Source organism: Membranihabitans maritimus, from assembly GCF_021729145.1.
Lineage (GTDB): Bacteria > Bacteroidota > Bacteroidia > Chitinophagales > Saprospiraceae > Membranihabitans > Membranihabitans maritimus.
In genome coordinates, this window is sequence record NZ_JAJSLW010000018.1 from 67,814 (window position 1) to 83,220 (window position 15,407).

General features: G+C 38.0%; 13 protein-coding genes. 12 read left to right on the forward strand and 1 reads right to left on the reverse strand.

Translation table 11 applies throughout. The features are described 5' to 3' along the window. Positions 1–6: 6 nt before the first annotated feature. The 10 genes from LVD47_RS18405 (at position 7) to LVD47_RS18450 (ending at position 9,812) form a co-directional block, all read left to right on the forward strand. Entirely contained in the window at positions 7–888 is an 882-nt protein-coding gene (locus LVD47_RS18405) for a M14 family metallopeptidase (RefSeq protein WP_236979533.1), read from the forward strand. A gap of 313 nt (positions 889–1,201) precedes the next feature. Then, positions 1,202–2,050 (forward strand): SDR family oxidoreductase, encoded by an 849-nt coding sequence (locus LVD47_RS18410; RefSeq protein WP_236979535.1) that lies wholly within the window; start codon positions 1,202–1,204, stop codon positions 2,048–2,050. Beyond that, the gene (locus LVD47_RS18415; protein WP_236979537.1) at positions 2,051–2,500 is read left to right on the forward strand and encodes a transporter substrate-binding domain-containing protein; all 450 of its coding nucleotides are present in this window, start codon (positions 2,051–2,053) and stop codon (positions 2,498–2,500) included. Continuing rightward, positions 2,487–3,452 carry a cation diffusion facilitator family transporter gene (locus LVD47_RS18420; protein WP_236979538.1) on the forward strand — a complete coding sequence of 322 codons (966 nt, stop codon included), beginning with the start codon at positions 2,487–2,489 and terminating at the stop codon, positions 3,450–3,452. The genes LVD47_RS18415 and LVD47_RS18420 overlap by 14 nt, the downstream gene beginning before the upstream one ends. Positions 3,453–3,727: 275 nt before the next feature. Further along, positions 3,728–4,720 carry a 2,3-diaminopropionate biosynthesis protein SbnA gene (gene sbnA, locus LVD47_RS18425; protein WP_236979539.1) on the forward strand — a complete coding sequence of 331 codons (993 nt, stop codon included), beginning with the start codon at positions 3,728–3,730 and terminating at the stop codon, positions 4,718–4,720. Further along, positions 4,671–6,467, forward strand: a complete 1,797-nt coding sequence (locus LVD47_RS18430) for an FAD/NAD(P)-binding protein (RefSeq protein ID WP_236979541.1) — start codon at positions 4,671–4,673, stop codon at positions 6,465–6,467. The genes sbnA and LVD47_RS18430 overlap by 50 nt, the downstream gene beginning before the upstream one ends. After that, positions 6,448–7,866 carry a type III PLP-dependent enzyme domain-containing protein gene (locus LVD47_RS18435; protein WP_236979543.1) on the forward strand — a complete coding sequence of 473 codons (1,419 nt, stop codon included), beginning with the start codon at positions 6,448–6,450 and terminating at the stop codon, positions 7,864–7,866. Before LVD47_RS18430 ends, LVD47_RS18435 begins: the two co-directional genes overlap by 20 nt. Positions 7,867–8,102: 236 nt before the next feature. After that, positions 8,103–8,285, forward strand: coding sequence for a hypothetical protein (locus LVD47_RS18440; protein ID WP_236979545.1), 183 nt, complete (start codon positions 8,103–8,105; stop codon positions 8,283–8,285). 286 nt (positions 8,286–8,571) lie between these two features. After that, positions 8,572–9,054 (forward strand): YciE/YciF ferroxidase family protein, encoded by a 483-nt coding sequence (locus tag LVD47_RS18445; protein ID WP_236979547.1) that lies wholly within the window; start codon positions 8,572–8,574, stop codon positions 9,052–9,054. A gap of 317 nt (positions 9,055–9,371) precedes the next feature. Beyond that, complete coding sequence (locus LVD47_RS18450) at positions 9,372–9,812, forward strand: hypothetical protein (protein WP_236979549.1); 441 nt, start codon at positions 9,372–9,374, stop codon at positions 9,810–9,812. 334 nt (positions 9,813–10,146) lie between these two features. Here the strand turns inward: LVD47_RS18450 and LVD47_RS18455 are convergent, their stop codons facing one another. Then, positions 10,147–10,677, reverse strand: coding sequence for an RNA polymerase sigma factor (locus LVD47_RS18455; RefSeq protein ID WP_236979550.1), 531 nt, complete (start codon positions 10,675–10,677; stop codon positions 10,147–10,149). Positions 10,678–10,883: 206 nt separating this feature from the next. On the opposite strand from LVD47_RS18455, the gene LVD47_RS18460 reads away from it, so the two are divergent. Together LVD47_RS18460 and LVD47_RS18465 are read left to right on the forward strand one after the other, a co-directional pair. Continuing rightward, positions 10,884–11,858, forward strand: a complete 975-nt coding sequence (locus LVD47_RS18460) for a FecR family protein (RefSeq protein ID WP_236979551.1) — start codon at positions 10,884–10,886, stop codon at positions 11,856–11,858. A 73-nt stretch (positions 11,859–11,931) separates the two neighbouring features. Next, positions 11,932–15,390, forward strand: coding sequence for a SusC/RagA family TonB-linked outer membrane protein (locus LVD47_RS18465; RefSeq protein WP_236979552.1), 3,459 nt, complete (start codon positions 11,932–11,934; stop codon positions 15,388–15,390). The last annotated feature ends 17 nt before the right edge of the window (positions 15,391–15,407 follow it).

A 15,407-nucleotide genomic window follows, 5' to 3' on the forward strand; every position in this document is an offset into this window, starting at 1 on the left:
TAAACGATGAAAAGAATAATCGGTACATATTCTGATAATAAGGAAGCGTTGTTATTGGTAACGGCGGGGATTCATGGCAATGAGCCAAGTGGTATAATTGCCATGGAAAAAGTATTTTCCCGACTTAAATATTATCAACCCCTTATCAAAGGAACTATCGTAGGAATACGAGGAAACATTGGTGGACTGAAAAATGCAAAACGTTTTTTGGAAGAAGATCTTAACCGTATCTGGACTAAAGAGAATATTCTTTCTGAAAAAACTGATACAACAGAAAAAGAAGAAATGATGGATATATTAGATGTCATCCGTTTCTTCTCAGAAAAAGAATACACTAAAAATTACTTTTTAGACTGCCATACCACCTCAGCTGAAACCCAACCTTTTATTTCGGTACAGGACGTTGGTGAAAATGATAACTGGGCGCATTTATTTCCACTACCTGTTGTTCGTGGTTTTAGTGATATGGTAAATGGTTGTATCGATCATTATTTGAGCAGAAGAGGAATGACCGGGTTCGTGTCGGAAGCAGGGCAACACAATTCACTTTCAGCATTAAAAAATCAAGAGTGTTTAATTTGGTTGGTGATTGAAAAAGCATGTGGACTAAATTTCGATCAAATCCCTAAATTGTCCAAATACATTGAAACGTTCCGTAATAGTATAAAAGAACAATCCACTTTCGAAATTATCCATAGATATACTTTGGCAGAAGGAGATCGATTTGTAATGGAGCCCGGATTTTTTAACTTTCAAAAAATCGAAAAAGGAGAAAAATTGGCTACGCATAACGATAAAGAAGTAAGGAGTCGTTGGGATTCCTATATCTTCATGCCGTTATACCAATCGCAGGGGGAGGATGGTTTTTATATAATAGATCGTGTTTAGATAGGATCATTTCCGGTTCGGGTATTCAATATAGATGTTCTTATAAATGCATATATCCTTTCGGATTAGAATGAAAAAGATTCATAAAAATAATACAAGAAACTACAAAGAATGAAAAATGGGAAATAGTCGATTACATCAAGGGATTAAATTCAACATTGTTCGATATCATTTTTTCTCCACAGAGCTTATTTAAACCATGGTTATAGAATCGCAGCAGTAGTATTATCTCTAACCACAAAATGCCTTTTACCTACTCAATTCCTTGATTTATTAATATCTAATTTTATTTCTATCACTAATTTATACAATCATGAAAACACCAAAATCATTTCCACATCAATCCCAATCCCTTCCCGGGCAGCAACACAAAATGTATCCAACACCGGATATTATTCGGGAAAATTACAAGGGAAGCAAAAAATTACACAATAAAATAGCGCTTATTACAGGGGGAGACAGCGGTATAGGACGGAGTGTTGCTGTCCATTTTGCAAGAGAAGGTGCTAATGTAGCTATCATCTACCTTTCAGAAGATAATGATGCGAAAAAAACCAAGGAAATGGTTGAAAATGAAGGACAAAAATGCTTACTAATAAAAGGGGATCTCAAGGAAGAAAATTTCAGTTCTTTTGCAGTCGATAAATGTGTATCTGAATTCAACGGACTTAACATTTTAGTTAATAATGCAGCAATTCAGTTCTCTAAAGATTCTGTAGAGGAAATAAGCACCGAACAGTTACGTAAAACCTTTGAAACGAATATTTATCCTTATTTCTTCATTGTTAGAAGAGCATTGGACTATTTATCAGAGGGTGACACAATTATCCATACCAGTTCAGTCACAGCTTATAGAGGTAGTGAACATTTGTTAGATTATTCAAGCACCAAAGGGGCTATAGTTAGTTTTACCCGGTCTTTATCTAAATCACTTGCAAAGAAAAATATCAGGGTAAACGGAATAGCTCCCGGACCTATCTGGACCCCGCTTATTCCTGCAACTTTTGATGATGTAACCGAATTTGGCCAGGATACACCGTTGGGTCGGGCGGGTCAACCCAGCGAACTTGGTCCTGCCTATGTCTTCCTGGCTTCTGAAGACAGTAGTTATATGACCGGACAATTTATTCACATCAATGGTGGCGAAATAATTGGATCATAAATGTTGAATTTATCAAAATCATATCCAACTTTACTGGTACTCCTCGCCCTAACTGCGTGTAATTTCCCCAAGGATCCACACAGTGCATTTGAAAATGCCAGAAAAAACGGACTAAAGATCGGAGTGGTTCATAATCCCCCTTACACAAAAGTTGAAAACACAACTTTTTCGGGGAGTGAAATTCTTTACCTAAGAGAGTTTTGTAAGAAAGAGAGGCTTCAATATCATTTTGAATTCGGAAATGAAACTTATCTTATTAAAAAACTAAAGGAATATAAACTCGATATAGTCGCAGGTGGATTCCAGGAATCATCGATTTGGAAGAAAGAAGCCGGTATATCAAAACCCTACGATAAGAAGCATGTGTTTTTAATCCCGAAAGGAGAAAATCAGCTTTTGTATTATTTGGAAAATTTTATAGCAAACAACAAGCTAAATGAAAAAAAATAATAAACAATATGAGCTACCTTCTCACCTGCAACCCGTTCTAAAAAAATCAAAGAAACTGGAATGGATTACCTTAATCTATATATGTTCAGTAATTATACTTATGTATTCTGTTATGGGATCTTCCCAGGCAATGAAAACAGCCTGGATCGAAGATGTTCTGAGCTTGTTACCGGCCATCAGTTTTCTGGTGGCCTCGAATCTATATAGTAAAGCTCCAACTAATATTTTTCCTTATGGATATCACAGGGTATTCAGCATTGCCTTTTTGACAGGTTCTGTTGCACTATTTTCTATGGGGATCTACCTATTTATAGACTCAACACATTCCTTATGGGTTCAAGATCGACCTACCATAGGCGCCGTCACAATTTTTGAAAATCAATTTTGGGAAGGATGGATTATGATCGCGGCATTAGCTTACAGCTCACTACCATCCATTGTATTGGGATATATGAAACAACCGTTGGCTAAAAAACTTCACAATAAAATACTCTTTATAGATGCAAAAACACAGAAAGCCGATTATCTGACCGCATTTGCAGCCATGATAGGAATTATGGGAGTTGGTGCTGGTTTTTGGTGGGCAGATGCTGCAACTGCTCTATTTATTTCAGTCTCAGTTACAAAAGATGGTTATCAAAATCTATCGAATGCTGTAGGTGATCTCATGGATCGACGTCCCGTACAAGTAAATTCACATAAAAAAGATGAGTTGGTGGAAAAAATTGCCAAAGAAGTTGAGAGTTGGATTTGGGTAAAAAACTCCCGCGTTCGTTTCAGGGAACACGGCCAGGTATACTTCGGGGAAGTATATATAATTCCCAATTCTAATGAAATTTCCCTCCCTAAAATTGAAGAAGGAATAAATAAAATTAAGGAACTCCACTGGAAAATCCATGATGTTACCATTATGCAAGTTTCTTGCTTTTCCCCCAACTCAGGCAGTGATTAGAAGTATAACATTTGAGACAGGTTGAGGACACTTACACAGACTATTAACATCCCTCATTTCAAATGATCGGAACATAAAATACTTGAAATGCAAAATATTGATACTCTTTTTGAGTTGTTAACGTTTATTATGCATTGGTTATTCCCAAATACAAAAGGTAGCTAAATTTTAAAACTTGCCTCAAAAGGATATTTAAATTATGTAATTACGGATAATTCCAACTTAACATAATTAATTTTCATCCCCTGGATATTTTAAAATATGAAACATATATTATGATCAAAAAACTTAGATCCTTTAGAGCTGGTGCTACCCCTCTAATAGAACTGCACTATATATTTGAGAAGGAGAGATTTGATATGTACGCCAAACTGGAATATATGAATCCTGGGGGCAGTCTCAAAGATCGCACCTCAAAAGCCATTCTTCTCAATGCCCTGGAAGAAGGCAAGATCAATAAAAAGACAACTATAATAGAATCAACTTCCGGCAACATGGGTATTGGTTTGGCACGAATATGCAAACACCTGGGATTGCCGCTCATTCTGGTCATTGATCCGTATATAAATGCCATTACGATTAAAATTCTAAAAGTCTATGGTGTAGATATTATTCAGGTAGACACTGAAGATGGCAATGGCGGATATTTAAAAAGTAGAATGAAGAAAGTCCGTGAATTAATCGATTGCACCCCTAATAGTTTCAATCCCGACCAGTATCGCAATCGCATTAGTCCTCAGGCTCATTATCAAACCGTCAGGGAAATTATAGACCAGTTACCGAAACCACCTGATTATGTAATAGTACCTACCAGTACTTGCGGCACTTTGATGGGGATCTCACGCGCTTTTAAAGACTATTACAATATTTCACCTTATATAATCGCGGTGGATGTAAAAGGCAGCATTATTTTTGACGACAAACCAAAGAAAAGAAGAATACCCGGAATGGGCTCTTCGCGAAAATCGGATTTTTTGGATATGAAATATATCGATGAAGTTGTCCTTGTCTCGGAAGACGAGATCATCAAAGCTTGCCATAAACTTATGGAAAAGGAAAGCATCCTTATAGGGGGTTCCTCCGGAGCAGTAGTTGCTGCAATAGAAAAGCTCAGGAAGAATGTAGAACCGAATAGGACCGTTATTGGAATTTTTGCTGACAGTGGAGAAAGATATCTCGATACTATATTCAATCCGCTATGGCTAAAAAAGAATAAAAATGATCTGGAAGAAGAAACACTTGAGACAAGAAACCATTTCGAATACTAAAATACTGGATGACTATATTTCCCGGTCAATTTCCGTATCGACGAAAGCTATTTCCATCGCTATCATCGGGGGTGGCCCCAAAGGCATGTATGCCCTGGAACGTTTATTAAGTGAACTACAAGCATGTGAAATTGAATGCGAAATACATTGGTTCAACGAAGACCTTTTTTTTGGGTGTGGCCCCAATTTCCGGACCACTCAGCCTGAATACCTTTTAATAAACTTCAGTATTGGAAACGTGAATGCACATACACCGAACCACAAAAATTCGATCATCAGGGAATTTCCAGGTATGTATCAATGGGTACGAAACAACTGCCGAAAGAACCTAACAGTTCGCCCTACCGATTTTGCTTCCAGGGCATTAACAGGCATCTATTTACAAAATTACCTAACCCATATTTTACAAAATCTACCCCTCAATATTTCTCTGTCTCTTATCCCTGTAGGAATCTACAATATTAAACAAAAGAGTGACGGACGTCTGAATTTCCCCCATTTTTCTCCCACCTCTTATAGTAGTGTGCTTTTATGTACAGGGCATTGTTATACAAACACCACCCCGGACAAAACAGATGTTCATCCTTCCTGTCATTACTTGTCTTCTCCATACCCCATAGAAAAATTATCTTCACTCAATAACCAGAATCCCATTGCAATAATGGGAATGGGACTAACATTTATTGATGTTGCATTGGCCCTGACGGAAGGGAAAGGCGGTTCATTTATCGAAAAGCCGGATATGACTTATACTCCTTGCGGAAAAGAACCGATTCTTTATCCGTTTTCAAGGAACAACCTGCCTATGATTCCACGCCCGGGCACCTATAAAGACCGTTATCAGCTGAGATATATCCACCGGAACTGGATAGATTCCTTAAGTAAAAAAGGAAAAATTGATTTTGTAACAACGGTATTGCCGGTCGTGAAAAAAGAAATTCAATTTGCATATTATTCCACCCTACTAAAAACGAGAGATGAAGAATTCATTAGCAATTATATTTTACGCCTAAACCCGGAAGAAATTTTCGATTGGGAAAAATTGCTCTTTCCGAGTTTCAATAAGAAAAAATATACTACCTATCAGCAATTTGTCGAAAGATACATGGAATCTATGATCCTTGAAGCAAAAAAAAGTGAGTTGGAAAGCCCCATATTGGCCGCAGCCGCTGTATGGAGGGAAGCATCTCCACTTATAAATCAACTATATAAATTTAATGGTTTTACAGGTAGTTCTATGCAACTATTTCTTCAATATTGGCATGGAAACTTCTCGCGAGTCAGTTTCGGCCCTCCCATAGAAAATATGAAGAAAATATTAGCTTTAACCAAAGCACGGATTATCCGATTTGAATTTAAAAGCGTCGAAAAAATAAATAAAAGCAGAATGGGCATTGAACTGGTTAGCCCCCATAAAAAATTCTTGTTTAAAACGTTTATTAATGCGCGAATTGCTCGTTCAAAATTTAGTATTGACAATAATGCTTTGTATTCTAATTTAAAAAACCAGGGATTAGCAAAAGCCCTTTTCAACGAAAAATTTTGTGTAGACTCGATTGAAATCGGCAAGAACGGTCGCTTGATTCCCTCCGTTGAATCCCCTCATTATCCGCAATTATATGCCTATGGCACACCCACTGAAGGAACTGTATTGGATAATGATACACTATCCCGCAAGTTCCATGATTTTGGATCGATGTGGGCCAAGACTATAAAAAACCAAGTTTATGAATTCCAAAACAGCTGATGATCTACCTAAACTCACCCCGATTATCCACCCGTGGGTAAATAGGTGTCTAAGACAGAAAAAATTAATAAACCGGGCGTTAAGAATATACGGTTCTCCCATTAATATTCATAATACAATCCCATTTGAAGAAAATGTTCGAAAATTTAAATCCATTTTTGAAAAATACGGTCTCAAGCACCGCATTTACTTCGCAAGAAAGGCCAATAAATGTATCTCTTTCCCAAAGGCCGCTTATACAATGGGCGAAGCAATAGATACAGCCAGTTTGCGGGAACTAAGCCAGTGTCTATCCCTCGGAATTCCCGGAAGAAAAATAATAACTACAGCTGCTGTAAAAAACCAAAAACTTCTCAAAACCGCTGTTAACGACTCGGTTCCCATCGTAGTGGATAATGATGACGAATGTCTACTTATACAATCTATAGGTGAAGAAACAGGTCTTGAAATCCCCGTAATAATCCGGGTCAGCCATTTTGTACAAAATGGAGAAAAATTGTACAGCAGATTTGGTTTCCCGGTAGACCACATCGCCGATTGGATCCGGATGAACCTGGGAGAAAACCAAAAATATAATAAGCTCAGCTACCGGGGTTTGCATTTTCATCTCAACGGATATTCCTTTGAGCATCGCGCTATTGCTTTGTGCCGGTGCCTGGATGCTATAAAACAATTAAAAGCCTATGGTTTTGAGACCAAATCATTGGATATGGGTGGTGGGTTTCTTGTCAATTACCTACTCCACAAATATCAATGGGATTCATTTTTCACAGAATTAAAAAGTGCACTTTTGGGCAAGAGGAGCCAAATAACTTTTGCCAACGATGGGCTTGGGTACAGAGTATATAAAGGGAATATCATCGGGGAACCCAATGTATATCCATTTTATAATGAACTCAATAAGGAAAAAGTCCTGGAAGCCATCCTTACATATCAATGCAATGGTGGTTCACCCCTCTGGAAAAGAATATCAGATTCCCAGGTTGAACTTAGGATTGAACCCGGACGTTCGTTATTGGATCAGGCAGGCATAACAATCGCCCGGGTTTGCTTTCGAAAAAAAGATACCGAAGACAATTTATTGATAGGCGTGGAAATGAACCGTACCCAACTAAGAAGTTCAAGTGCTGATTTTTTATTAGACCCCATTCATATACCCATAGAGAAAACATCTTCCCACCCCTCTTCGGGATATTTGGTCGGAGCATACTGCCTGGAACAAGAATTAATCCTTAAAAGGAAAATTAGTTTCTCCACGTTACCGAAAGTTGGAGATTGGATTGTTTTTCCAAACACCGCCGGTTATATGATGCACTTCTATGAATCCGAAGCTCATTTGTTTGAATTGGCGACGAATTTGTTTTACAAGGAAAATGATTTGGTCAAAGATGGAAGCTGAATTCAATACTTCATCTACCCGAAAACTCTGGCGAATATTTTTAACGACGCTTGCCCTCCTAAGGTCTACCGTATAAGGACACATCTTTTTTTAACAATCTAGTAGCGTACCTATCGCACGCAATATAATGTTTCTATCCTATTTCTACCCACTCTTTATCCCGCTGGGACAATTTCGAAGAGTGCCGTACATACGTACCTTCAATAGGTACTCACTGTAGGTATACCCGGGGCGTTTTGGTTGGCCGGTTTGATGGGTTGGGAAAAATCGTCGATGACGAAGAGAAAAACGCAGGCATAGTCGTAACTACGGCGTCCCGGAAACATTCGGGATTCGATGAAGTAAGCGGCGATTTTCCCTCGCCCCGAAGGGATCCCAATGGGACAGAAACTGGTCAAATTAAATCGGTTTGGGTATGAAAGTGGGTACAATTGTTAATTCCCATGCCTTAGGTACGGTATATGTGAGGAATGCACGATGGATTTGAGTGGATATAATGTTTTTTTAGATGTGTACAAACTACAGTCCTATGGTAGGTAGTCTCAGAAAAGGCTTTCAATTTAAGTTTATTTGGGATAAGCTCCGGTATTTGCTCAATTAATTTAAATATTAACCCAATAACTGAATTCATGTGATTTGGTTAGCAACACCCATTTTTATTACCTATATTAAGATAATTCAATAATTACGAAATAAAATTTAAAAATGGAAAATTTAAAAGAATTATTTGAGCAGCAGATACAGGATCTTTATAGTGCAGAAGATCAATTAGTAGAAGCTTTACCCAAAATGGTAATGAATGCCAGTGATGAAAAACTGAAAAGAGCCTTTGAAAATCACCTGGATGAAACAAAGCAACACAAAATGAGATTGAAGGAAATTTGTGACCAACTGGAAATAAATCCTAACGGCGAAACCTGTAAGGCCATGAAAGGTCTTATAAAGGAAGCTGAAAACTTTCTTAATGAAGTAAAGGATGACGACGTAAAGCAAGCAGGAATGATCGCGGAAGCACAAAGGGTAGAGCACTATGAAATTTCAGGATACGGAACAGCAGCGAGATATGCCAAAGAATTGGGATATGACGACATCGCCAAAAAGCTTCAAAGCACCTTGCATGAGGAATATAATGCAGACGACGTCCTAACTAACTTAGCGGAAAATCGACTAAACAAAAAGGCTAGCTGATCTTTTGAATCATCAAAGCCCGTCATAGAAACGGGCTTTGATTAACTTAAACCCGGAAAATGCACAACATTTTCCGCCCGGAGGGTAGACGGATTGCAAAATGTTAATTATTAGATAGTTATGAAGTAAATGCTAATTTGTCAGTTTCGTGTCACACCCCAAATTTGGGGTATAAATATTTTGCATTTGTCTAGGTTAACCCTGACATATTACTTTGAAAAGTAACTATTTTAAAAGTGATATCGTCATTATTCATGATTTTGTCATGAATAAAGCGGGTTAAAATAGAGGAAAATTAATTTGGAAGTTCTTCATATATGAATGTAACCACTTTTTTAATAGCCTGGATTTTATCAGTAATTACCATGACGTTGTTTAGTGCCCTTATCGCACGAATTACCGGAAAGAAAATGGTAGAACCCGTCTTGATCAGTGAACTGATTCATCGATTTTATTATCGTTCCGGTGGCACCCGACGCAGTCTTTATATAGGATGGGCGATTCATTTTTTAGTGGGTATTTTCTTTCTGTTATTGTATGAACTATTATGGCTTCTCACAGGTTTTGAACGGGTTCTATTGTGGGGATTTGTCTTCGGTGCTATCATGGGAATTTTAGGTATACTGGGCTGGATCGGAATATTTATTATTCACCCCCGGCCGCCGAAATTGCATTTTACACTTTATTACCTCCAGCTATTTTTTGCCCATATAGTATTTAGTATTACTTCTTTAATCATATATCACATATTTCTCTGACTATATTATATCAGTGTAGTTTATAGTGTGGTTCATTAAATCTTTTCTTTGACGCCCTAAAAAGGAATATAAATACACAAGTTCACGAGAACTGATATATTTTACCTGTATTTGAAATAAGCCGGCCTCTGTAAACCCGCTTTCCTTACAAATATTTCTTTTTCCCAATTTTACGGATACTTTCTACCATGGTGTGCTAAATATTCTATTACACCTCAAATTGCAAAGGATTATCCCTGAGTATATTCACTCCAAATTTCAAGAATATTTAGGATTCAAACAACTTAAAAACGGAGAAGACCGGGTAGTATTTAACGAAATAAGAGGAGTTAATTCACAATAATCCGATAATCAATAATATCATTATACTCTCTGTAGAAATGTGATTCCGGACATAATTATTAGCCTGTACGAGATGGTTTTTCACTGTATTCGGGGATAAATTAAGCTTTTCAGCTATATCCTTTAACGAAAGGTCCTGAAATTTGCTCATACGGTATACGGTCTGCTGTCGCGGGGGAAGGGCATTAATGGTTTGATCCAAAATAGAGCGCATGTGTTCTTCATCGATACGCTTTTCCATATCAGTACAGGCGTTTTCCCAAATTTGTATAAACTGCTCATGATTCTTCCGGTCCCGGGCGGCTTTGCGGAAATAATCAATAACCCTGTTCTTGGTGGTGAGGAAAACATATCTATTAATATCTTCCATATCCAGTACCTTGTCCTTATTCAGGCAAAGGGATAAAAATACTTCCTGGGTAAGGTCTTTGGCCAAATCCTCATTATACACGTTGGACAGGATAAAGCCGTACACTTTATCTTTGTATAATAAAAAAACCTGTTCCATACTATCGTACGCCATCCACCATATATATTCTAAAAAGACTAATAAAGTAGCCTATTCAATAATAAAGCTAAAAAAAATTTAAAAAAGTTGCTTACCACTAGTCCTGAATCCTATTTACATCGTTTTATATAACCTCAAAACGACAATACAAATATACACTAAAGACATTATTGTCTCAAAGAAATCAAACAATTATTTGAAAATGATAAAATTTATATGATTTGAAATCAAAAATAGATATAGAAACTATCTACCGAAAATATCTCAATAAAACCGCCAGCAAAGAGGAGATCGAATGGCTCCTTGACTGGATGTATAAAAATAATAATTCAGATATCCTTTTGAAAGAAATGGAAAGAAATTGGGATGCTTCCAATTCTAGTTTCAAAGGTAGTTGGAAAGAAATTGAGCAGCAATTAGCCATTGCTGAAAGGAAAGCTTCCCCACGAAAAGTCCGTTATTTGAAGTTTGTAAAATACGCAGCTGCAGCTATTATTATACCCCTTATAGCAACCCTTGGTATCTGGTGGTTGACTTCGCAGCAAGATATTTACTACTCAACAGAATATGGTGAAACCCAATCCATAGAACTTCCAGATGGCAGCCAGATAATCCTCAATGCCAATTCTGAAATTTCATGGTCGGGCAATTGGGAGAAGACCGGTTCCCGAAAAGTAACCTTAAATGGGGAGGCTTTTTTTGATGTGGTACAAATATCCGATACAGAAAAAGTAAAAATTCCCTTTGATGTAATAACGGAGGACATCACGATAAAGGTTCTGGGTACTTCATTCAATGTAAGCAACAGGTCGGAAGAAACAAATGTTTACCTGGAATCGGGCAAAGTGGAATTAGATTTTAAGGATCTTACGTTAGAAAATGAAGAAATGGTCCCGGGAGAATCCATAAATTATTCAAAAATTAATGGTAATGTTTCCCGGCACAATAGCACATTAGTAGAAAGTGCTTCCTGGAAAGACGGCAGTTTGATTTATAAGCAAGAGCCTTTATCGCGAGTTCTACGGGATATAAAAAACAATTACGGTAAAAAAATAGAGGTAAATGACTCCACCCTGTTAAATAAAAAGGTAACGGTTGGGCTTCCTTATACTAATTGGGAAATGGTCGTCGAATCACTTGAGTTGATGCTTGATCTCAATATACAAAAAACAAAAGATGGAATAATATTACAATAAGATAGAAAAAGTGAACAGGAAATTGCGTGGGACCGGTTTCCTGCCCACTATTCGTTAACTAAAAAATCCAAAGATGAAAGTAAGTAAATTATGTGAAAAATCTTACATGATGTGGTTATTATGTTTGTTCTTCATACAGTGGCAACTACCTGCCCTACAAGCAAAAGAAATGGCTCCTCGGGACAAGATTGAGCTCTCGAAAGCCATTAGTATGGTGAGCAACCAATACAAAGTTCTATTCAATTACGATCAGGAACTGGTAGCTGACATTAAAGTAAACTATTCAAAAGACGAAAGCAAAACCGTACATGAAGCCATTTCCGATCTTTTACAAGAAACCAATCTCGAATTCAAAATTTTTGACGATCGATATGTAATCCTCTACAAAAGAGACAAAGAAGGCATGAAATCGCTTCGAAAGATGGTGGACCATTTCCAGGGAATTCTCGATAAAGATGATGGCATTCCGCACAAAAAATACAGGCCTGTTAAACCCATATCTCCCTTAGAAAGAAAGAATTTATCGAATAGAAGAGTAGTGTTGAATATACATGGCAAGGTGACAGACCAAAATGGAGAACCGCTAATTGGTGTTAATGTATTGGTCAAGGGTACTAATAATGGTACATCAACCGATTTTAATGGTGAATTTACTATTGAAGATATTGATGCCAATGCCGTAATAATATTTTCTTATATCGGATATCGGACTAAGGAGGTTTCAATAAGTGGAAAAAACAACATCAATGTGTCTCTCGAAGAAGACCTTCAGACATTGGATGAAGTGGTGGTAACTGCATTTGGTATAGAAAGGGAAAAGAAGGCATTAAGTTATTCCGTTCAGGAATTGGAAGGAGAGTCGATTTCCGCTGTAGGAAATGCAAATGTAGTAAACAGTTTACAAGGTAAGGTAGCCGGAGTAATAGTAAAACAATATTCCGGAGCTCCGGGAACTCAGCATCGCGTAACGATTCGCGGAAGTCGAACTTTTACCGGCAATAACGAACCGCTATATGTGATTGACGGGTTGCCGGTAGCAAGCGGAGGGAGGACCGTCGATATCAATCCAAACGATGTCAAATCCATTAATGTGTTAAAAGGGCCTACCGCAGCGGCCCTCTATGGACTAAGAGCATCCAACGGTGTCATAATAATTGAAACTAAAAAAGGCGAAGGTATATCCGGCGGCAAGCCGACAATTTCTTTTGAAACCAATTACAATTTTGATCAACTATCTCTAAAACCCGACCTCCAGACCACGTATGCCCAGGGAGAAAATGGACAATTTGTGCCCTATTCGGCTTTTTCCTGGGGCCCGCGGATAGATACCATGGGAATTTATGTCAATCAACTGGGAGAAATGGAAGAAGCGGCCATATACGATAATGTAGGAGATCTTTTTAAAACGGGTGGAACATCCAATACCAATTTATTAATATCCAATTCACTGGATAAAGGGAATTATGCAATTAATTTTGGCTTTACCGATCAGGAAGGAATTTTGGACAATTTTGATATGCAGAGGATCAATGCCAAATTCGCAGGTGGCTATGATCTATCCAACCAATTAAAAATCAGCACTTCGATAAACTATACCAATAATGTGAGAGGAAGTGTTGATTTGCCCTGGTGGGGAACATTTGCAGTACCGGTTTCATACAATTTAAAGGATAAACCTACTCATGAACCCGGAGAACCTTACAAGCAAATCAATTTTAGAGGACAGCATGCCAATTATTACTGGGCTTTGGAAAATAATTATTCCGATGCCAGGACATCACGTACTTTTGGCAATATCAGTTTGGACTACACCCCGGTCGAATGGTTGAAATTCAACTACCGTTTTGGTTTGGATAATTTTACCGATTCAAGAAAGGCTGTTACTGAGAAAGGCTCTAACAGGACTGATCCACCAAGTGGAGGTACCATTAACAATAGTATCCGGGATTATCAACAAATCAATTCGAATCTAAATATAACTTTTGATCACAAAATTTCCGACGACTTCCAATTCGATTTTATGGTGGGAAATGAGTTTTATGATATTCGTTCTATAAATGTATCGAACAATGGCTCCGATATTGTAATAGGCGGATTTCACCATATATCCAATACGTTAACACAAACTACCGATGAAAGCCTTTCCCGCAGTAGAGTATTCGGGTTATTCGGAAATCTTTCTCTTTCATGGAAAAGTGCCGTTTTCCTTAATGCTACGGGAAGAAATGACGTAGTATCAAATATGCCTCGTAATAATCGCTCCTTTTTTTACCCTTCTGTAGGTCTCGGGGTTGCATTTACGGAATTTTTATCGATTCCTGAGAGTATACTTACATTTGGAAAATTGAGAGTGAGTGTTGCTGAAGTCGGACAGGCCGGTCCGGCTCATTCTACAGAAAATTTATATGTTACGGGATCGCCCGGGGGCTTTAACTTTCCTTATCAGGGACTCAATGCCTTTTCACATAGTAATCAACTAAATGCCAATGACCTTAGTCCGGAAAATACCAGTACTTTCGAAATAGGAGCTGATCTGAGATTTTTAAACAACAGATTGGGGATAGACTATACATATTATGACTCTAAGGCCAGCGGTCAAATATATAGAGTTCCTATTGCTCTTTCTACCGGATATTCCAGTGAACTCAGGAATGCCGGAGAGATGAGTATCAAAGGACATGAGATGATGTTGAATATTACGCCAATAGAGACAACTCATTTCCGATGGGATCTCACAACTAATTTCACGACCTACAAAAACAAGGTCATTTCACTTGCCGAAGGGATTGATCAACTTGAACTCGGAGGATTTCGGGTCACTTTGGTAGCTCAACCCGGGGAAGAATATCCTTCCCTGAGAGGCTGGGGTTATTTGCGCGATCCGGCAAGCGGTGAAGTTGTGGTAGATCATCGAACCCAATTGCCCAATGGCAACACCAATCCGAGATACGGAATGCCCTTGCGCTCCACCGAACAAGTTATTCTTGGTAGTGCACAACCCGACTTCGAAATTGGATTTGGCAACCAATTATCATTTAAAAATATAACCATTTCCATGCAATTGGACTGGAGGCAAGGAGGAAAAGTATCTTCCGGTTATAACCGTCTTGGAAAATTATACGGTGTACTCAGTGAAACTGAAAACAGGGAATCAACAGATTATATTTTTCCAGGTAAAAAAGGATATTATGGAGAAAACGGAAACATCATTATTGAAGGAGATAATGACATAGCCATTGCCAGAGGCTGGGAATTTTTTAGACGCAATCAGGACCAAATCAGTGAATCGAACGTATACGATGCTACTTTTTTAAGACTGAGGGAATTAAAAATCACTTACGATCTACCAAAAAAATGGACAGAAAGTTCCTTTGCAAAATCCGCATCGTTTTACCTTATCGGACGAAACCTGTGGCTAAATGCCTCCATGCCACATTTTGACCCGGAAATGTTCAACCAGTCCGAGGGAGAATCGTATAACACCTATCCCCAAACAAAAAGTTTTGGTGGAGGTATCCGCATCAATTTGTAAATATTCAAATCGTAAAA